Origin of the sequence: Parafrankia colletiae, from assembly GCF_001854655.1 — a bacterium.
GTDB classification, from domain to species: Bacteria; Actinomycetota; Actinomycetes; order Frankiales; family Frankiaceae; genus Parafrankia; species Parafrankia colletiae.
In genome coordinates this window covers 248,079-266,570 of record NZ_MBLM01000002.1, presented here as the reverse complement: position 1 = coordinate 266,570, position 18,492 = coordinate 248,079, and the positions used below count along the sequence as shown (strand labels likewise).

Sequence of the window (18,492 nt, the reverse complement as noted above, 5' to 3'; positions counted from 1 at the left end):
CATGAGCGAGACCGCCACCACCACCGCGTCCGCCCCGGCGGAGCCCGCCGTCGCCGAGGAGCCCACCGGCACCTCGGCGCAGCCCGCGGCGGCGGCCCCGTCGGAGGCGGCGCCGGCCGTCGCCACCGAGCGGGCCGTCGTCGTGGAGAAGGCCTCCTTCGACGATGTCGAGGAGGCCATGCGGGACGTGGTCGACCCCGAGCTCGGGATCAACGTCGTCGACCTCGGCCTCGTCTACGGCATCAACATCGCCGACGACAACACGGTCACCCTCGACATGACGCTCACCTCGGCGGCCTGCCCGCTGACGGACGTCATCGAGGACCAGACCCGCTCGGCGCTCGTCGACGGCCCGGACAACCTGGTCAACGACGTGACGATCAACTGGGTCTGGATGCCGCCGTGGGGCCCGGACAAGATCACTGATGACGGCCGCGAGCAGCTGCGCGCCCTCGGCTTCAACGTCTGACCGCCAGCCCCGCCCGCCCGTGTCATGGCTGTCCCGCGTCGTGGTTGTCCGTGACCGGGCCGGCCTTGCGGCCGCCGATGTGATCCGGGTGATCCGGCCGCTCCCCACCCGCGGGAGCGGCCGGATCGGCGTCCCGGGCCAGCGGTTTTTGACGCGAAGCGAGCCGCCTCCCGACCGCCTTGTAGGCTCCGTGATGACCGGAATCCAGCACAACACGGCACATGCCCGATCACGTGCCGGAACCGCTGGCGACCGGTCGCAGCCGGGGCGGATCCACCCCGGATCCGGGCGGAAGACGGGGAGCCGGGCCGAAGAATGCGCAGCCCTCGGGTGCTGGGCCTGGTCTTGGCGGGGGGTGCCGGCAGTCGCCTGGCGCCACTGACCGCGGACCGAGCGAAGCCGGCCGTTCCTTTCGGCGGTATCTACCGCCTGGTCGACTTCGTACTGTCGAACCTGGTCAACGCCGGATACCTGCGTATCGCGGTACTGACCCAGTACAAGAGCCACAGTCTGGACCGCCACATCACCACCACCTGGCGGATGAGCAACCTGCTGGGCAACTACGTGACGCCGGTGCCGGCGCAGCAGCGCCTCGGCCCACAGTGGTTCTCCGGCAGCGCCGACGCCATCCACCAGTCGCTGAACCTCGTCCATGACGAGGCCCCGGACATCGTCGTCGTGTTCGGCGCCGACCACGTCTACCGCATGGACCCCCGCCAGATGGTCGCGCAGCACCTGGAGTCCGGTGCCGGTGTGACCGTCGCGGGCCTGCGGGTCCCCCGCTCGGAGGGCTCCGCCTTCGGGGTGATCCGTCCCGCGCCTGACGGGATCTCCATCGCCGAGTTCCTCGAGAAGCCGGCGGATCCACCAGGGCTGCCCGGTACCCCGGACGAGATCTTCGCCTCGATGGGCAACTACGTCTTCACGACCGACGTCCTCATCGACGCGCTGCGGGCCGACGCCGCCGACCGGGACAGCGTGCACGACATGGGCGGGAGCATCGTGCCGATGCTGGTCGGGCAGAGCATGGCGGCGGTGTACGACTTCGCCGGCAACGAGGTGCCCGGGGCGCTCGACCGTGACCGCGGCTACTGGCGGGACGTCGGCACGCTCGACTCCTACTACGACGCGCACATGGACCTGTGCGCGCTCGATCCCGTCTTCAACCTGTACAACCGCGACTGGCCGATCTACACCAACGTCCCGCCGGTGCCGCCGGCGAAGTTCGTCCATGACAGCCCCGGCCGGGTCGGCGTCGCCACCGACAGCATCGTCAGCAACGGCGTGATCGTCTCCGGTGGGACGGTGCGGCGGTCCGTGCTCTCCCCGGGGGTGBGGGTCAACTCGTGGGCGGCGGTCGACAGCSCGGTCCTCATGGACAACGCCGTCATCGGACGTCGCGCCGTCGTCCGGAACGCCATCCTGGACAAGAACGTCGTCGTCCCCCCGGGGGCGATGGTCGGGGTCGACAAGGACCATGACCGGGCACGTGGTTACCAGGTCAGCGAGGCCGGCGTCACCGTCGTCGGCAAGGGCGTCACCATCGCGGACTGACCGTCGCCGGCGCCCGGCCGGCGACGGCAACCAGGGGGAGGATCGAGAGACGGATGCGCGTCGCGCTGCTCACACGGGAGTTCCCACCGGACGTCTACGGCGGCGCCGGCGTGCATGTCGAGTACCTCGCACGCGAGCTGGCCCGGCTGGTCGAGCTCACCGTCCACTGCGAGGGCGAGCCACGCCCGCCCGCCGCCGTGCCGCCCGTGGTGGTCGGGCACCGGCCCTGGCCCGCGCTCGACGGCGCCAACGACGCCCTGCGGATCGCCTCGATGGACCTGTCGATGGCGGCGGCGGTCAACACCTCCGGCGGCGCCGACGTGGTGCACTCCCACACCTGGTACACCAACCTCGCGGGGCACCTGACCGCCCTCGTCGAGGGCATCCCACACGTGATGACCGCGCACTCGCTGGAGCCGCGGCGGCCCTGGAAGGCCGAGCAGCTCGGCGGCGGCTACCGCCTGTCGTCCTGGGCCGAGCAGGTCGCGATCAGCTCGGCGGCGGCGGTGGTGGCGGTCAGCGACGGGATGCGCGCCGACATCCTGGACGCCTACCCGCAGGTAGACCCCGGGCGCGTCCACGTCATCCGCAACGGCATCGACACCGACGAGTACGCCCCGGACCCGCGGACGGACGTCCTCGAACGCCACGGCGTGGACCCGGACCGGCCGTCCGTGGTCTTCGTCGGGCGGATCACCCGGCAGAAGGGGCTGCCGGTGCTGCTGCGGGCGGCCGCCGACCTCGACCCGTCCGCCCAGCTCGTGCTGTGCGCGGGGGCGCCGGACACCGAGGAGCTGCACGCCGAGGTCACCGCCGGAGTGAACGGCCTGCGCGACAGCCGCGACGGGGTGGTCTGGCTGTCCGGAATGCTGGCCAAGCCGGAGGTCATCCAGCTGCTGACGCACGCGGCGGTGTTCGTGTGCCCGTCGGTGTACGAGCCGCTGGGCATCGTGAACCTGGAGGCGATGGCCTGCGGTACCGCGGTGGTCGCCTCCCGGGTCGGCGGGATCCCGGAGGTGGTGGCGCACGGCGAGACCGGCCTGCTCGTCCCGCCGGACGACCCGGCGGCACTGGCGGCGGCCGTCAACGAGCTTCTGGCCGACCCGGCGCGGGCCGCCCGGATGGGGCGGGCCGGCCGGGAGCGCGCCGTCGCCGCGTTCGGCTGGCCGGCCGTGGCCGAGAGCACCGCGCGCCTCTACAACCACCTGGTGGACGGACGCGCCTGACCCCGCCCGCCCTGCCTGGCCGCGTGAGGCCGGGCAGGGCGAGTCGGACGGGCGAGCCAGACCAGGGTGCGTCGGGCTTCCTAGCTCTAGCCCTGCCAGGCGGTCTCCGAGACCGGCGAGCGCCCGAGCAGCGGCCGCCACCAGGCCTCGTTGTCGCGGTACCAGGCGATGGTCGCCTTCATGCCGTCCGCGAAGCTGATCCGCGGCTCCCAGCCCAGCGCCGTCCGCAGCTTGCCGGAGTCGAGCAGGTAGCGGCGGTCGTGYGAGGGCCGGTCGGGCACGATCGTCTTGAGTGACGCCGGCAGGCCCAGCTCGCTGAGGATCAGGTCCGCGATGGTCTCGATGTCGGCCTCGATACCGCTGCCCACGTGGTAGGTCTCGCCGACCGTGCCCCGCTCCAGAACGGCCTCGATGGCCCGGCAGTGGTCGACGACGTGCAGCCATTCGCGCCGGTTCTTCGTCGACGCGTAGAGCGGCAGTGACTCGCCCTGCAGCGCACGGGTGACGAACAGCGGGATGACCTTCTCCGGGAACTGGAACGGCCCGTAGTTGTTCGAGCAGTTGGTGATCGTGATCGGCAGGCCGTAGGTGTACCCGTAGGAGCGCACGGCGTGGTCCGAACCGGCCTTGGCGGCGTTGTAGGGCGTCCGCGGCAGGTAGGGCGAGTCCTCGGTGAAGGCGCCCGGGTCGTCGAGGGCCATGTCCCCGTAGACCTCGCAGGTGGAGATCTGGTGGAACCGGGCGACACCGACGGTGCGGGCTGCCTCCAGCAGGTTCTGGGTGCCCATGACGTTGGTGGAGAAGAAGTCGCCCGGGCGGATGATCGCCAGGCTGTTGTGGGACTCCGCGGCGAAGTTGACCACGATGTCCACTCGGTGCTCGCGCAGCAGGCCCTCGATGAGCTCGCGGTCGCGGATGTCGCCGTGGACGAACGTGATGCCGCTCTGGACGTCGACGAGGTTCTCGCGGCAGCCCGCGTAGGTCAGCGCGTCGAGCGCGACCAGCCGGTCGCCGGGGTGCGTGCCCAGCCAGTACCGGACGAAGTTGGATCCGATGAATCCGGCGGCTCCGGTCACCAGCAGAGTCGTCATCGTTCGCCTTTCGGTGCGTCATGCGGTGCGTCGTCGCATCGGTCGCCCCTACATAATCGCCTACGCGTGTGCGGTCCGTGGGCGAGGGCGGCGAGTCGACGTCGTCCGGTGTCGCCTGGTGTCGTCCGGTGTCGTTCCGCGGTGTCCGGGCGCGGGGCTGTTGGTGAGGCCCCCGCCTCCCACGGTGACGTCATGCGGAAGTAACACCGAGCCCCTACGCTCCAGCGCGTGGCCGACCTGTTCGAGGGGTATGCGGCGGAGGTCGCTGCGGCGGCCGCGTGGGACGAGGTCTTCGACCCGGCCCACCGCCCCCGGGATGTGTACTCCGCCCTCCATGACGCGCTCCAGCCGTTGAGCAGCGCCGACCTCGCCGCGCGCAAGGTGGCCCTGGACCGTGCCTTTCGGGATGCCGGGATCACCTTCAACCTGTTCGGCGAGGAGCGTCCGTTCCCGCTCGACCTGGTGCCGCGACTGCTCGACGGCGACGAGTGGAACGTCATCGAGCGCGGCGTCGTGCAGCGGGTGCGGGCGCTGGAGGCGTTCCTGGCGGACGTCTACGGGCGTGCCGACGTCCTCGCCGACGGCATCGTGCCGCGCCGGCTGGTGCTCTCGTGCTCCCACTTCCACCGCGCCGCGCACGGCATCGACCCGCCGAACGGGGTCCGGGCCCACGTCAGCGGCATCGACCTGGTGCGGGACGAGAACGGCGACTTCCGGGTGCTGGAGGACAACGTCCGCGTCCCGTCCGGGGTCAGCTATGTCGTCGAGAACCGGCGGGCGATGACCCGGGTCTTCCCCGAGCTGTTCGCGACCCACCGGGTACGGCCGGTCGGCGACTACGCGACCCACCTGCTGCACGCGCTGCGCTCGGCGGCGCCGCCCGAGGTGGCCGACCCCACGGTCGTCGTCCTGACCCCCGGCGTCTACAACTCCGCCTACTTCGAGCACGCGCTGCTTGCCCGCCAGATGGGCGTGGAGCTGGTGGAGGGCCGCGACCTGTCGGTCCGCAACAACCGGGTCACCATGCGCACCACCGAGGGTGAGCACCCGGTGCACGTGATCTACCGGCGTATCGACGACGAGTGGCTCGACCCGCTGCACTTCCGGCCGGAGTCGGTGGTCGGCTGCGCCGGGCTGCTCAACGTCGCCCGGGCCGGCAACGTGACGATCGCGAACGCCGTCGGCAACGGCGTGGCCGACGACAAGCTGATGTACACCTACGTCCCCGACCTCATCCGGTACTACCTCGGGGAGGAGCCGGTGCTGCGCAACATCGACACCTACCGGCTGGAGGACCCCGAACAGCGCGCGCACGTCCTGGCCAACCTGGACAGCCTGGTCGTCAAACCGGTGGACGGATCGGGCGGCAAGGGAATCGTCATCGGCCCGCAGGCGACGGCGGCCGAGCTGGACGAGCTGTGTGCCCGCGTCCTCGCCGACCCGCGCGGCTGGATCGCCCAGCCGGTGGTCCGCCTCTCCACCTCCCCGACCCTCGCCGGCGACCGGCTCGGCCCCCGCCACGTCGACCTGCGGCCCTTCGCGGTCAACGACGGCAACCGGATCTGGGTGCTGCCGGGCGGGCTCACCCGGGTCGCCCTGCCGCGTGGCAGCCTGGTCGTGAACTCCAGCCAGGGCGGCGGTTCCAAGGACACCTGGGTCCTCGCCCCCGACCTGCAGGAGCGGGAGGGTGCGACGCCGTTCGGCCGCCGCTCCGGACCTGCGCCGTCGGTCGCCCCCGGCCCCGATCTCGGCCCGCACTCCTCGGACGAGCAGCAGCAACAGCAGTCCGAGCAGCAACAACAATCCCAGCAGCAGCAGCAGCAGCAGCAGGAGCAGCAGTCCGGACGGGAGGCGGGCCGGTGCTGAGCCGCATCGCCGAGTCGCTGTTCTGGATCGGCCGTTACGCCGAGCGGGCCGAGAGCACCGCGCGCATCCTCGACGTCCATGTGCACCGGGTGCTTGAGGACCCCGCCCTGGACGAGACGTCCGCCGGCGCCGAGCTGCTCGCGGTGATGGGGGTCGTCGACCGCTCCGAGCCCGCGAACGCCCGGTACGTCACCGAGGTGCTCGCCTACGAGGCGACGAATTCGTCCAGCATCCGCGGGTCGCTCTCCGCCGCCCGCGAGAACGCGCGCGGTGCCCGTGTCGTGGTCTCCAGCGATGTCTGGGAGTGCCTGAACGCCACCTGGAACGAGCTCCCGCACACCGAGGAGCTCGCCCGCCGGATGGGCCCGCACGTCTACTTCCGCTACGTGCGGGAGCGTACGGCGATGCTTGCCGGGCTGGTCGACGCCACCCTGGCGCGCGACGACGGATGGCGGTTCCTGGTCCTCGGGCGCAGCCTCGAACGGGTCGACATGACCGCGCGGCTGCTGTCGTCCAGCATCAGCGACGACCCGAACTCCCAGAGCTGGGTCAGTCTGCTGCGCTCCTGCGGTGCGCACGAGGCGTACCTGAGGACCTACCGGCGGGCGGTGGACGCCGCCCGGGTCTCCGAGTTCCTCCTGCTGGACCGCCTGTTCCCACGATCGGTCTACTGGTCGCTCGCACTCGCCGAGCAGATCCTCGCCGAGCTCGACTCCGGGCGGGGCCTGGCCCGCTCGACCGTGGACGACGCGGCCCGCCGCACCGTCGGCCGGGCGCGGACGGAGCTGGAGTTCCGCGGCATCGACGAGCTGGCCGCCCAGATGCCCGACCTGCTCGTGGCGCTGCAGCGGACCTGCTCGGCGGTCAGCGCGGCCGTCACCGCCCGCTACTTCGCCCGGGAGAGCCCGCACACCTGGGCAAGCGAGGTGCCCGCCTGACCGCCATCGACGGCGCCGTGACAACCAGCGCCGCGACAACCGGCACCGGAGACGACGAGGAGGCAGGCGCACCATGAGCTGGCAGATCCGCATCGAGCACTCGACGGGCTACCGGTACGCCAGCCCGGTGGTCTCCTCCTACAACGAGGCGCGCATCATCCCCCAGACGGGGGAGTCACAGCTCACCCTGGAGGCCACCGTCCGCACCGAGCCGGCCGCCTCGACCTACCGGTACTGGGACTACTGGGGGACCCAGGTCACCGCGTTCGACCTGCACACCCCGCACACCGAGCTGGTCGTCACCGGGCGCTCGGTCGTGCAGACAGCGGCTGCCCCGCCGCGCCCGGCGGACGTCCCGAGCTGGGATCAGCTCACCGACGACAGCCTTGCGGACCGCTTCGTCGAGTTCGTCAGGCCCACCGTCTCCACCCCGGAGCATCCGGAGCTGCGCGCGGCGGCGCTGGAACTCGCGGCGGCGAACAGCCCGGCGGACTTCCTCCCGGCGGTTGGCGACTGGGTGCGCGAGAAGCTGAGTTACCGGCCCGGGACGACCGAGGTGCGGACATCGGCCGTCGAGGCCTGGGAACAGGGCGTCGGGGTCTGCCAGGACTTCGCCCATCTGGCGCTCGTGCTGATGCGGGCCGCCGGCATGCCCGCCCGGTACGTCTCCGGCTACCTGCACCCGTCGGCGGACGCCGAGGTCGGCGAGACGGTCAGCGGGCAGAGCCATGCGTGGGTGGAGGGCTGGCTCGGYACCTGGCTGGGTTTCGACCCCACCAACGGGATCCCGACCGGGGAGCCGCACGTCGTCGTCGCCCGCGGACGCGACTACGGCGACGTGCCGCCCATGCTGGGCGTGTACTCGGGAGGCACATCGACCTCACTCGGGGTCACCGTCGCCGTCACCCGGCTCGGCTGAGCGCCGCTCACACCGAGGGCGGCGCGCCGTGCTCCGGGAGCCAGGTCGGAGCACGGCACGCACCGTCGGTCGGTGCCGACGGGTCGGGTGTTGCCGCCGTCAGACGGCCTTGATGGCCGAGACGTCCAGCTCGATCTTGACCTTGTCGCTGATGAGCACGCCGCCGGTCTCGAGCACGGCGTTGAAGGAGATGCCGAAGTCCTTGCGGCTGATGCTCGTCGTCCCGGTGAAGCCGGCGCGGACGTTGCCGAACGGGTCCTTCGAGGAGCCCTCGAAGGTGATGGCGATCTCCACCGGGCGGGTCACGCCGCGGATGGTGAGATCCCCGGTCAGGACATAGCTGTCGTCACCGCTGGCCTTCGCACCGGTGCTGGTGAAGGTGATGGTCGGGAACTGCGCGACGTCCAGCAGGTCAGGGGACTTCACGTGCGCGTCCCGGTCGGCCACGCCGCTGTCGAACGTCGTCGTGTCGATGGTGACGCTCGCGCTGGAGGCGGTCGGGTTCGCGCCGTCGAGCTCGAGGGTCCCCTGCACGCCGGTGAACTGCCCCCGCACCGTCGTGACCATCGCGTGACGGGCGGCGAAGCCGATGCGGGTGTGCGCGGGGTCGAGGGCCCAGGTACCGGTGAGCTCGGTCAGGTCGCTGACTGCAGCACTCATGGTGATCTCCTTCGAGGCCTGTTCAGGGATGTCCGGCGCCGGCCCGCCGTGGTGCCGGGCGGCGGTCGGATCCGACTGCCAGAGGTAGGTTACTTGCGCGGTCAACCAAACCTGCGGCCGGCTCATTCCCCGCTGTGGACGAGATTCGGTTGTCCACAGCGAGCCGCCGAGGCGTCCGGTTCGTCTCGACGCTGCCTACGTTGCGTGCATGGACAGACGCCTGCCGCGGTCGGACCAGCAGCTCCCTGAGGCGAGCGATCCCGTGACCGAACCCCTGGCACGATCCTGGGCTCCGCCGCCGCCGCACGAGCGTCCGGGCGGGCCTCGGATCCGGTACGGCGAGTTCGGTGACGTCGGGCCCGGGCCCGGGCTCGAAGCCCGGGATGGCCACAGGTCTGAAGAGCGGGCTGGCCATGGTGCCTACGGAGGTGACGTCGGTGGCGGTGTCGACGAGCCTGACCAGATCGACGACTGGCTTGACGAGTTCGCCGGTGACGCCGGTCGGGTGCGCCCCGACCCGGCCGACGACCCGGCCGACGGCCCGACCGGCTCCTCCCGGAGCCCGAGGCGGCCGCGGTGGCGCGGATCCGAACGCCTTCCACCCACGCTGCGTGACGCGGTCCTGGCACCTACCGTGCGAGCAGCCCTGGTCCTCGTCGTAGTCGCTGTCCTCGCGGCGGCTGCAGCCGGCTGGATGACCTGGCGTAACCGTCCGGTATCCCTGGGTTCGGTTGTACCGGCTCGATCCGGTGCCGAGGGCGTGCCCGGCGCAGGTTCTGCCGGCGCGCTCGGGGCAACCCCGGGTACGCGGGCAACGGTGCCGCCGGAGGTGGCAGGTGCCGGGGGAGTGGCCGGCTCGGCCGGCCCGGAGACGGGATCGGAGCGAGCGGAGCCGACCGCCGGGAGCGAGGTCGTCGTCGACGTCGCCGGTCGCGTCGTGCGGCCCGGGGTGGTGCGGCTGCCCGCCGGCGCCAGAGTCGTCGACGCCCTCACCCGCGCCGGAGGTCCGCTGCCGGGCACCGACACGAGCGGGATCGCACTGGCCCGGGTCCTCACCGACGGCGAACAGATCCTCGTCGACGGGCGGCCAGGCCCCGCCCCACCACCCCTCGGGGCGGGTGCCGACCCCGCCCCGAGGGCCGCGGTGTCGGGAGAGCCGGGCGGCGCCGGCGGGCAGCCGTTGGACCTCAACACCGCCACCGCCGCACAGCTGGACGACCTGCCCGGTGTCGGCCCGGTACTCGCGCAGCGGATCATCGACTGGCGATCCGAGAACGGTCCGTTCACGTCGCCTGACCAGCTGGGTGAAGTGACCGGCGTCGGTGACCGCCGTCTGGCGGATCTCCTCCCGCTGGTGCGGGTCTGATGGTCGCTGTCGTGATGGAGGCCGGCCTCGGTCTGCCCGCCGACGAACGGGGCGCCCGCCGCGGCCGCGCGGACCTTCGACTGGCTGTCCCGGCGGCCGTGTTCTGGGGCGCCGCGGCACTGGCCGGGCGCTGGGTCCCCGGCCCGGTGCTGCTGGGATGCGCCGGCGCCGCCCTCGCCTGCTGCGTGCCCGCGGTGCTCCTCGGCGCGCAGCGCCGGGCGACCGGGCACCGCGGGCTCGGCGGGCCCGGTCTGGCGACCTGCGTCGCCCTGGCCTTCCTCGCCGCCGGCCTGCTCGTCGGAGGTCTCGCCGGTCGCGCCCGCACCACCGGCCCCCTTGCCGAGCTGGCGCGGGCCCAGCGGACGGTCGAGGCCATTGTCGTCCTCACCGACGACCCGAAGCCCTCCCCACCGCGAACCGGCGCAACCGGCCCGGCCCGCGGTGCGCCGCCGGCAACCGCCAGCGCGCGCCTGGAAGCGGTGACCGGCCCCGGCCGGAGACTGCGCAGCTCCGTCCCGGTGCTGCTGGTCGGCCCCTCGGCGGACCTGGTGCGTTACCTGCCGGGCCAGCGGCTGGACGTCCGTGCCACGCTGGCGAGGCCCAGGCCGGGAGACACGATCTCCGCGGTCCTGTTCGCCCGGGCACCGCCCCGGCCCCGCGGGCGCCCGCCCGCCGCCCAGCGCGCCGCCGGCTGGCTGCGGGCCCGGCTGCACGCGGCCGCGGCGGTGGTCCCGCAGCCCGCGGGTGGCCTGCTCCCGGCGCTCGTCGTCGGTGACACCTCGGAGCTCGACCCAGGGCTGAAGGACGACTTCCGCACGGCCGGGATGAGTCATCTGACAGCTGTCTCCGGCGCGAATCTTGCGATCGCCACCGGCGCGGTGCTGGTCATGCTCGGGCGCACGCGGCTCGGTCCGCGCTCCCGGGCGCTTGCCGGCGCGGTCGCGCTGGCCGCCTTCGTGATTCTGGCGCGTCCGTCCGCGAGCGTGGTGCGGGCGGGGGCGATGGGGCTCGTCGGCCTTGCCGCGCTGGCGCTGGGTCGGCCCCGCGCGGTGCTGGCCGCGCTCGCCGGCGCCGTCCTCGCGGTCATCGCGGCCGACCCGACCTTCGCGCTGTCGGCGGGCTTCGCGCTGTCAGTGCTCGCCACCGTCGGCATGGTGGTGTGGGGGCCAGGGTGGGGCGAGGCCCTGGAACGGCGGACGGGAGCCCGCTGGCCGGATGCCTCCCGGCGGTTGCGCGCGGCCACCGGCCGGGTCGGCGAGGCCGTGGCCGTCGCGGCCGCTGCACAGTTCGCCTGCACGCCAGTCCTGGCCTGGCTCGGCGGCGGTGTCAGCCTGATCGCCATTCCCGCGAACGTGGCCGCAGCCCCGGCGGTGGCGCCGGCCACGGTCCTCGGCCTGCTCACGATGGGCCTGGCCGCGGTGCATCCGCCCACCGCGGAGCCGGTCGCGCGCCTGGCGGCGCTGCCCTGTCGGTGGCTGGTCGTGGTCGCCGACCGGGCGGCCGGCATTCCGGGCGCGACGGTCGGCTGGCCCGCGGGGCCTGTCGGCGCGGCCCTCGCTCTGGTCGTGGTCGTGCTCACCGTCACGATGGCGCGGCGGCCGGCGACCCGTCGGCTGCTCGCGGCCATCGTGGTCGGCCTCCTGGTCGCCCGCCTGTTCCTGCTGCCGCGGCTGGACGGCTGGCCGCCGCCCGGCTGGCGGCTGGTGGCCTGCGACGTCGGGCAGGGCGACGCGCTCGTCCTGCGGGCCGGGCCCGGCTCCGCGGTCGTGGTCGATGTCGGCCCCGACCCGGAGCTGGTCGCGGCCTGCCTGAAGGGCCTGGGGATCCGGCGGGTACCGGTGCTGATCCTCAGCCACCTGCACGCCGACCACGCGGGGGGCCTGACCGGAGTGCTGGGCCGGGTTCCGGTGGGGGAGCTGGTGGTGAGCCCCCTGCCCGAACCGGCGCAGCAGTGGGCCGCCGTCCAGCGCGGCGCGCAGGCCGCCGGGGTGCCGGTGCGGACCGTCCTGGCCGGCTCGGCCGGCTCGACCGGGGATGTGCGTTGGCGGGTGCTCGGGCCGGAGCGGGTGCTGCGCGGGACGGCCAGTGACCCGAACAACGCCAGCCTCGTCCTGTTCGCCGAGGTCGCGGGGGTCACCATGCTGCTCACCGGCGACGCCGAGCTCCCCGAGCAGCGTCAGCTGGCGCACCACGGCACGGTCGCGGTGGACGTGCTGAAGGTCGCGCACCACGGCGCCGAGGAGCAGACCGACGACTTCCTCACCGCGACCACGGCGGCGGTCGCTGTCATCAGCGTCGGCACGGGCAACACCTACGGCCACCCGGCGCCGGGAACCATCGCGAGGCTGCGCGCGGCCGGTGTGATGGTGGCCCGCACCGACCTGCACGGGGCGGTGGCGGTCGTCCGCGCGGCGCCGGGCCGGCTTGCCGTGGTGGCACGCCGGCCCGGTGCGCGTGAGGCCGAGGCGCGGGCGTGACATGCTGATCCACGTGCCGTCCCCAGCCGCGCCGCCGCCGCTCGTCGTCGTGAGCGGCGACGAGGACCTGCTGGTCGCGCGCGCCGTACGGGAGGTGCGCGACGCCGCCCGGGCCCGCGACCCCGAGGTCGAGATCGTCGACCGCGCGCCCGGTGAGCTGACCGACGCCGACATGATCGACCTCGGTGCCAGCTCGATGTTCGGCGGCGGCCGGGTGCTGGTGGTCCGGGGCGCGGCGGACCTTCCTGAGGACCTCCGGGACGCGTTGCTGGCCTACGTCGAGCACCCCCTCGACGACGTGGTCCTTGTCGTGGTCCACAGCGGCGTGGTGAAGAACCGCAAGCTGGTCGACGCGATGAAGAAGGCCGGCGCCCGGGTGGTCTCCGCGGCCAGAATCACGCGCCCGCGGGACCGGCATGACTTCGCGGTCGCCGAGATCCGCCGGCTCGGCGGAAAGGCGACGGAGGACGCGGTCCGCGCGCTGCTCGACGCCGTGGGCGGTGACCTGCGGGAGATCGCGGCGGTCTGCGACCAGCTGGTCGCGGACACGGCCGGCGTCATCGACGAGCCCGCGGTGGCGCGCTATCACCGCGGGCGGGCCGAGACCAGCGGTTTCGCCGTGGCGGACGCCGTCATCTCCGGCGACCTCGCCGCAGCACTGGCCCTGCTCCGCCAGGCCCTCGAGGGCGGGACGGCGCCGGTCCTCGTCACGAGTGCCATTGCCGGCGGTCTGCGCGACCTGGCCCGGGTCTCCTCCGTGGGCGGCGGGTCCAAGTGGGACATCGCGAAGGCCCTCGGAATGCCGGACTGGAAGGTCGAGCGGGCCCAGCGTTCGGCGCGGGGCTGGTCCGATGCCGGACTTGCGCGGGCGATCCGCGCCGTCGCGGTCGCGGACGCGGGAGTCAAGGGCGCGGCCGTCAACGCCGGCTACGCTTTGGAGCGGCTGCTCCAGGAGGTCGCAGGGGCCCGGGGCCGGTCGGGCGGCGCCCAGGACCGCGGCAGTGCCGAGTTCGCCGGCAGGGGAGGACGAGGGCGATGAGCGATTCCCCCGGCGGGCACCACGGTGCGGCGGGGCCCGCGCGCGGAGAGCCCGGCGACGGCCCGCAACGCGGCCGCAGCGCCGGGGCCGGCGGTTCCCGCCCGGTGCACGATGACCAGATCCCGCCCGGTGGAGTCTTCGGCCTGCGGGTACTGCCGGCCGGGTGGATGCGCGGCGCCCTCGCCACCGTCACGGCGCTGGTGACTCTCGTGGTCGCGATGGGCGACCTGGCCAGTGCCTGGGTCCTGGGCGTGCTCCCGCTCGTGGTCGCGGCGCTCACGGCCTACGCCGAGGTCCTCGAACGCACGCTGGCGGACCCGGTAGACCGGGAGTCGGGGCCAGGGCACTGACTGCCTGAACCCGCCGCTGCCTGAACCCGCCGTCTGAAGCCCGTCTGATGCCGCCGGTGATTCCGGCGAGTCCCGAGTGGAAACGCCCAGGACCGGAACTCCGTCGATCAGGAGTTCCGGTCCTGTGGGATGGGGCAGAGGCCCCGGGCCCGCCGCAGGGCGGTGGCCGCCTGCTGCGGGTCAGGAAGCGCCGATGCCCGCGTTCGCCTTCGCCATCGCGGACTTGCGGTTCGCGGCCTGGTTCGGGTGGATCACGCCCTTGCTGGCGGCCTTGTCCAGCTTCTTGGCGGCGATACGGAACGCGCTCTCGGCGCGCTCGGCGTCACCGGCGTCGACGGCGTCACGGAAGCGACGGACGTGCGTCTTCAGCTCGGACTTCACAGCCTTGTTGCGCAGCCGTCGCTTCTCGTTGGTGAGGTTGCGCTTGATCTGCGACTTGATGTTGGCCACGCGGGAGAACCTCTGGGTGTCGAGTCGGGATGGTTCGGAGGATGCGCCGTCCGCCCCGACCAGGGCTCACGGCGAAGCAGCACTGACATTATCAAACCCGCGCCCGTGGGCTGCCGCACCCGGGCGCGGCCACGCGGGCGGGCCACCGTGTGCCTGGCACGATGGAGGCCTGGCACGATGGGAGGACGCGAGCCCGTACGTACGCACGTGGCGGCGACCGGCCCGAGTGCCCGACAGACCGACGAGCAGCGAAACGAGACCAGCCCGCGTGTCCGAAGCTCCGACCGAGGCAACCACCGTCGACCCGGCGTCGATCCGCAACTTCTGCATCATCGCCCACATCGACCACGGCAAGTCCACCCTCGCCGACCGCATGCTCGGTGTGACCGGTGTGGTCGAGGCCCGCAACATGCGCGCGCAGTACCTCGACCGGATGGACATCGAGCGCGAGCGCGGTATCACGATCAAGGCGCAGAACGTCCGGCTGCCCTGGAAGGCCGACGACGACCGCGACTACATCCTGCACCTCATCGACACCCCCGGTCACGTGGACTTCACCTACGAGGTGAGCCGTTCGCTCGCGGCCTGTGAGGGTGCGGTCCTGCTGGTCGACGCCGCCCAGGGCATCGAGGCGCAGACGCTGGCCAACCTCTACCTCGCAATCGAGAACGACCTCACGATCATCCCGGTCCTGAACAAGATCGACCTTCCGGCGGCGCAGCCCGAGAAGGTCGCCGAGGAGATCGCGTCGATCATCGGCTGCGACCCGGGCGACGTCCTGAAGGTCTCCGGCAAGACCGGGCAGGGTGTACCGGAGCTGCTCAACGAGATCGTCCGCCGCATCCCGCCGCCGGGCGGCGACCCGGCCGGCCCGCCGCGCGCCATGATCTTCGACAGCGTGTACGACATCTACCGCGGTGTGATCACCTACGTCCGGGTTGTCGACGGGACGCTGACGACCCGCGACCGCTGCCTGATGATGTCGACCGGCGCCAGCCACGAGACTCTGGAGGTAGGCGTCATCTCGCCGGACCCGCGGCCGACCGGGTCGCTGTCCGCGGGCGAGGTCGGCTACGTCATCCCCGGCGTGAAGGACGTCCGACAGGCCCGCGTCGGGGACACGATGACGTCCGCGCGCAGGCCCGCGACCGAGATGCTCGGCGGGTACCGGGACCCGCGGCCGATGGTCTACTCGGGTCTGTATCCGCTGGACGGCAGCGAGTACCCGGCCCTGCGTGAGGCACTGGACAAGCTGCAGCTCAACGACGCCGCGCTCACCTTCGAGCCGGAGACGTCGGCGGCACTGGGGTTCGGCTTCCGCTGTGGCTTCCTCGGCCTGCTGCACCTGGAGATCGTCCGGGAGCGGCTGGAGCGGGAGTTCGACCTCACGCTCATCTCCACCGCGCCGAACGTGGTCTACCGGGTGGTCATGGAGGACGCCTCGGAGGTCACGGTGACCAATCCGAGCGACTGGCCGGGCGGCAAGATCGCCGAGGTGTACGAGCCGGTGGTGGATGCGATGCTCCTGCTGCCGACCGACTTCGTCGGCGCGGTGATGGAGCTGTGTCAGGGACGTCGCGGCGTGCTCAAGGGCATGGACTACATCTCCACGGACCGGGTCGAGCTGAAGTACACGCTCCCGCTCGGGGAGATCATCTTCGACTTCTTCGACGCCCTGAAATCGCGCACCCGCGGATACGCCAGCCTCGACTACGACCCTGCGGGGGAGCAGGCGGCGGACCTCGTCAAGGTGGACATCCTCCTGCAGGGCGAGGCGGTCGACGCGTTCTCGGCGATCGTGCACCGGGAGAAGGCCTACAGCTACGGCGTCGCGATGACCTCGAAACTGCGTGAGCTGATTCCCCGCCAGCAGTTCGAGGTGCCGATCCAGGCGGCGATCGGCAGCCGGATCATCGCGCGCGAGAACATCCGGGCCATCCGCAAGGACGTGCTCGCCAAGTGCTACGGCGGTGACATCAGCCGGAAGCGGAAGCTGCTGGAGAAGCAGAAGGAGGGCAAGAAGCGGATGAAGACCATCGGGCGGGTCGAGGTCCCGCAGGAGGCCTTCATCGCGGCACTGTCGACGACGGAGAGCCCGAAGACGCCGGCGCCGAAGACCGGCCGCTGAGGCCGGAGCCCGCGGCGGGCCCGCTTCACGGGCGCGCTGGCCGGGCAGCGCCTGGCCGGCCCCGTGCCCCCGGCACACCGGTCCGGACCTGGGGCAGCTCCCTGCGGCCTGGCCGGGCCGGCGTGCATGCCGGGGGATCGGGGTCGGGGTGGGCGCACCGTTCTCTCGTGCGCCGGTTTCTCGGACGGGGTGACGGCCGCGGTCAGGCGGAATCAGGTGCCGGGTTCATCCGGGGGATACGGATCGGTTCGGTGACCGGTTCTGCCTGGGCGAAGCCGAGGGCCAGGACGGATCCCGACCGGTACTCGGTGGTTCGTGGCGGCAGCAGTTCCTCGATGGTCACGACTCCGCTGGTGAGCTCCTCCTGCATACCTGGATCATTTCGTACCCACCTCGACTGATCCATGACCAATTGCCCATGGTTTGGCCCTACGATTGTCAACGAACCGCAAACGCGGGGGTCCCGGCCCGGGGTGGTGTCCGTCGGTGCCTCGGATGGCRCATTCGGGCGGCGCGCGGCGCACCTTGTCTGATACTGGTCCAGACGTAGTCCGGTACCGCCCGGATGAGACCTATGAGACCAGTTGACAAACAGAGCGTTGCGGTCTCGGCACTCGTTGGGAGCACACTGGGGTCATGCCATCCAAGCCTCTCGAAGGGGCGCCGGCGCCCGTCGACGGCGCGCTCCCCGACGCCGCGCTCGCCGGCGTCGGCACCCGGACGTTCGGCGTGTACGTGCACGTCCCGTACTGCGCGGCCCGCTGCGGGTACTGYGACTTCAACACCTACACCCCGGCCGAGCTCGGCGCGGGTGGTCAGGGCGGGGCCGCCTCCTTCGTCGACTCGATCGCGACCGAGGCCCGCCTCGCCCGGGCTGTGCTGGGTGAGCGTGAACTGCCCGTGTCGACCGTCTTCGTCGGCGGCGGCACCCCGACCCTGCTCCCGGCCGCCGACCTGGCGAAGGTGCTGCGGATCCTGGACGACACCTTCGGGCTGGCCGCCGACGCGGAGGTCACCACCGAGGCGAATCCGGAGTCCGTCGACCTGCCCGCGCTGGAGCATCTGCGGGCGAGCGGGTTCACCCGCATCTCGCTGGGCATGCAGAGCTCCCGTCCACACGTGCTCGCCGCGCTGGATCGCCAGCACACTCCCGGGCGGGTCCCGGAGGTCGTGGGCTGGGCCCGTCGGGCCGGGTTCGACCAGCTGAGCCTCGACCTGATCTACGGTGCGCCAGGCGAGTCCGAGTCCGACTGGGCGGCCAGCCTGAGCACGGTGATCGAGCTCGAGCCGGACCACGTCAGCGCCTACTCGCTGACGGTCGAGGAGGGGACGAAGCTCTCCCGCCGGGTGYGCCGTGGCGAGCTCCTGGAGCCGGACGACGACCTGCTGGCCGACCGCTACCTCCAGGCGGACGAGACCCTCGCCGCCGCCGGGCTGCTCAACTACGAGATCAGCAACTGGTCACGGGACGCGTCCTCGTGGTGCCGGCACAACCTGGGCTACTGGCGCGGCGACGACTGGTGGGGCCTGGGGCCGGGCGCGCACAGCCATGTCGGCGGGGTCCGGTGGTGGAACGTCCGCCATCCGACCGAGTACGCGACGAGGGTCGGCGCGGGACGCAGCCCGGCTGCCGCCCGGGAGGTCCTGGACGCCGCGGCGCGGCGGGTCGAGCGGGTGATGCTCGGGGTCCGGCTGGTCGAGGGGCTCGCGGTGGACGCCCTGTGCGAGCGCGGGGTGGCGGCCGCGCACGAGCTGGCCGCGGACGGCCTCGTCGCCGGACCGGAGCTGGCGGCGGGCCGGGTGGCGCTCACCCGGCGCGGCCGGCTGCTGACCGACACCGTGGTCCGCGCTCTGCTGCCCGACTGACGCTCTGCTGCCCGCCCGGCGACCAGCTCCTGACCAGCAACCGCCCGCCCGACCGGCCGTGTGCTGGTCGGGGGCTGGTCGGGATCGTGCCCG

General features: G+C 72.6%; 16 protein-coding genes. 12 read left to right on the top strand and 4 right to left on the bottom strand.

Translation table 11 applies throughout. The annotated features are described in order from the left end of the window. Window position 1 precedes the first annotated feature (1 nt). From CC117_RS01220 to glgA, 3 genes are all read left to right on the top strand, one after another. Window positions 2-469, top strand: coding sequence for a metal-sulfur cluster assembly factor (locus CC117_RS01220; protein WP_071081842.1), 468 nt, complete (start codon window positions 2-4; stop codon window positions 467-469). Between the two features lie 315 nt (window positions 470-784). Next, entirely contained in the window at window positions 785-2,023 is a 1,239-nt protein-coding gene (gene glgC, locus CC117_RS01215) for a glucose-1-phosphate adenylyltransferase (RefSeq protein WP_071081841.1), read from the top strand. Between the two features lie 53 nt (window positions 2,024-2,076). After that, window positions 2,077-3,249 (top strand): glycogen synthase, encoded by a 1,173-nt coding sequence (gene glgA / locus CC117_RS01210; RefSeq protein ID WP_071081840.1) that lies wholly within the window; start codon window positions 2,077-2,079, stop codon window positions 3,247-3,249. Window positions 3,250-3,335: 86 nt separating this feature from the next. Here the strand turns inward: glgA and rfbB are convergent, their stop codons facing one another. Further along, entirely contained in the window at window positions 3,336-4,340 is a 1,005-nt protein-coding gene (rfbB, locus tag CC117_RS01205) for a dTDP-glucose 4,6-dehydratase (RefSeq protein WP_071081839.1), read from the bottom strand. A gap of 228 nt (window positions 4,341-4,568) precedes the next feature. On the opposite strand from rfbB, the gene CC117_RS01200 reads away from it, so the two are divergent. From CC117_RS01200 to CC117_RS01190, 3 genes are all read left to right on the top strand, one after another. Next, complete coding sequence (locus CC117_RS01200) at window positions 4,569-6,206, top strand: circularly permuted type 2 ATP-grasp protein (protein WP_071081838.1); 1,638 nt, start codon at window positions 4,569-4,571, stop codon at window positions 6,204-6,206. Beyond that, complete coding sequence (locus CC117_RS01195) at window positions 6,200-7,144, top strand: alpha-E domain-containing protein (RefSeq protein WP_071081837.1); 945 nt, start codon at window positions 6,200-6,202, stop codon at window positions 7,142-7,144. Before CC117_RS01200 ends, CC117_RS01195 begins: the two co-directional genes overlap by 7 nt. A gap of 73 nt (window positions 7,145-7,217) precedes the next feature. After that, window positions 7,218-8,063, top strand: a complete 846-nt coding sequence (locus CC117_RS01190) for a transglutaminase family protein (RefSeq protein ID WP_071081836.1) — start codon at window positions 7,218-7,220, stop codon at window positions 8,061-8,063. Window positions 8,064-8,162: 99 nt separating this feature from the next. On the opposite strand, the gene CC117_RS01185 is transcribed toward CC117_RS01190, so the two are convergent. Next, complete coding sequence (locus CC117_RS01185) at window positions 8,163-8,723, bottom strand: YceI family protein (RefSeq protein WP_071082045.1); 561 nt, start codon at window positions 8,721-8,723, stop codon at window positions 8,163-8,165. A gap of 262 nt (window positions 8,724-8,985) precedes the next feature. Between CC117_RS01185 and CC117_RS01180 the strand changes: the two genes are divergently transcribed. The 4 genes from CC117_RS01180 to CC117_RS01165 are packed head-to-tail and all read left to right on the top strand — an operon-like array spanning window position 8,986 to window position 13,955. Beyond that, entirely contained in the window at window positions 8,986-10,089 is a 1,104-nt protein-coding gene (locus CC117_RS01180; RefSeq protein WP_241829720.1) for a ComEA family DNA-binding protein, read from the top strand. Further along, window positions 10,089-12,566 (top strand): ComEC/Rec2 family competence protein, encoded by a 2,478-nt coding sequence (locus CC117_RS01175; protein ID WP_084131212.1) that lies wholly within the window; start codon window positions 10,089-10,091, stop codon window positions 12,564-12,566. The genes CC117_RS01180 and CC117_RS01175 overlap by 1 nt, the downstream gene beginning before the upstream one ends. A 1-nt stretch (window position 12,567) precedes the next feature. Then, entirely contained in the window at window positions 12,568-13,605 is a 1,038-nt protein-coding gene (gene holA, locus CC117_RS01170) for a DNA polymerase III subunit delta (protein ID WP_071081834.1), read from the top strand. After that, complete coding sequence (locus tag CC117_RS01165; protein ID WP_071081833.1) at window positions 13,602-13,955, top strand: single stranded DNA-binding domain-containing protein; 354 nt, start codon at window positions 13,602-13,604, stop codon at window positions 13,953-13,955. Before holA ends, CC117_RS01165 begins: the two co-directional genes overlap by 4 nt. A gap of 180 nt (window positions 13,956-14,135) precedes the next feature. On the opposite strand, the gene rpsT is transcribed toward CC117_RS01165, so the two are convergent. Continuing rightward, on the bottom strand, window positions 14,136-14,405 hold the full coding sequence (gene rpsT, locus CC117_RS01160; protein WP_018640397.1) for a 30S ribosomal protein S20: 270 nt from the start codon (window positions 14,403-14,405) through the stop codon (window positions 14,136-14,138). Window positions 14,406-14,673: 268 nt separating this feature from the next. On the opposite strand from rpsT, the gene lepA reads away from it, so the two are divergent. Next, a complete protein-coding gene (lepA, locus tag CC117_RS01155) occupies window positions 14,674-16,533 on the top strand; it encodes a translation elongation factor 4 (RefSeq protein WP_071081832.1) in 1,860 nt (619 codons plus the stop codon). A 202-nt stretch (window positions 16,534-16,735) separates the two neighbouring features. Here lepA and CC117_RS35870 read toward each other — a convergent pair whose 3' ends face one another. Further along, entirely contained in the window at window positions 16,736-16,903 is a 168-nt protein-coding gene (locus CC117_RS35870) for a hypothetical protein (RefSeq protein WP_018640400.1), read from the bottom strand. A gap of 266 nt (window positions 16,904-17,169) precedes the next feature. On the opposite strand from CC117_RS35870, the gene hemW reads away from it, so the two are divergent. Continuing rightward, window positions 17,170-18,399 (top strand): radical SAM family heme chaperone HemW, encoded by a 1,230-nt coding sequence (gene hemW / locus CC117_RS01145; protein WP_071081831.1) that lies wholly within the window; start codon window positions 17,170-17,172, stop codon window positions 18,397-18,399. Window positions 18,400-18,492 lie beyond the last annotated feature (93 nt).

Coding starts and splice junctions, on each gene's coding strand:
- CC117_RS01175 (WP_084131212.1), top strand. CDS start 10,089: ATGGTCGCTGTCGTGATGGAGGCCGGCCTCGGTCTGCCCGCCGACGAA.
- holA (WP_071081834.1), top strand. CDS start 12,568: ATGCTGATCCACGTGCCGTCCCCAGCCGCGCCGCCGCCGCTCGTCGTC.
- CC117_RS35870 (WP_018640400.1), bottom strand. CDS start 16,903: ATGCAGGAGGAGCTCACCAGCGGAGTCGTGACCATCGAGGAACTGCTG.
- CC117_RS01185 (WP_071082045.1), bottom strand. CDS start 8,723: ATGAGTGCTGCAGTCAGCGACCTGACCGAGCTCACCGGTACCTGGGCC.
- CC117_RS01220 (WP_071081842.1), top strand. CDS start 2: ATGAGCGAGACCGCCACCACCACCGCGTCCGCCCCGGCGGAGCCCGCC.
- CC117_RS01165 (WP_071081833.1), top strand. CDS start 13,602: ATGAGCGATTCCCCCGGCGGGCACCACGGTGCGGCGGGGCCCGCGCGC.
- glgA (WP_071081840.1), top strand. CDS start 2,077: ATGCGCGTCGCGCTGCTCACACGGGAGTTCCCACCGGACGTCTACGGC.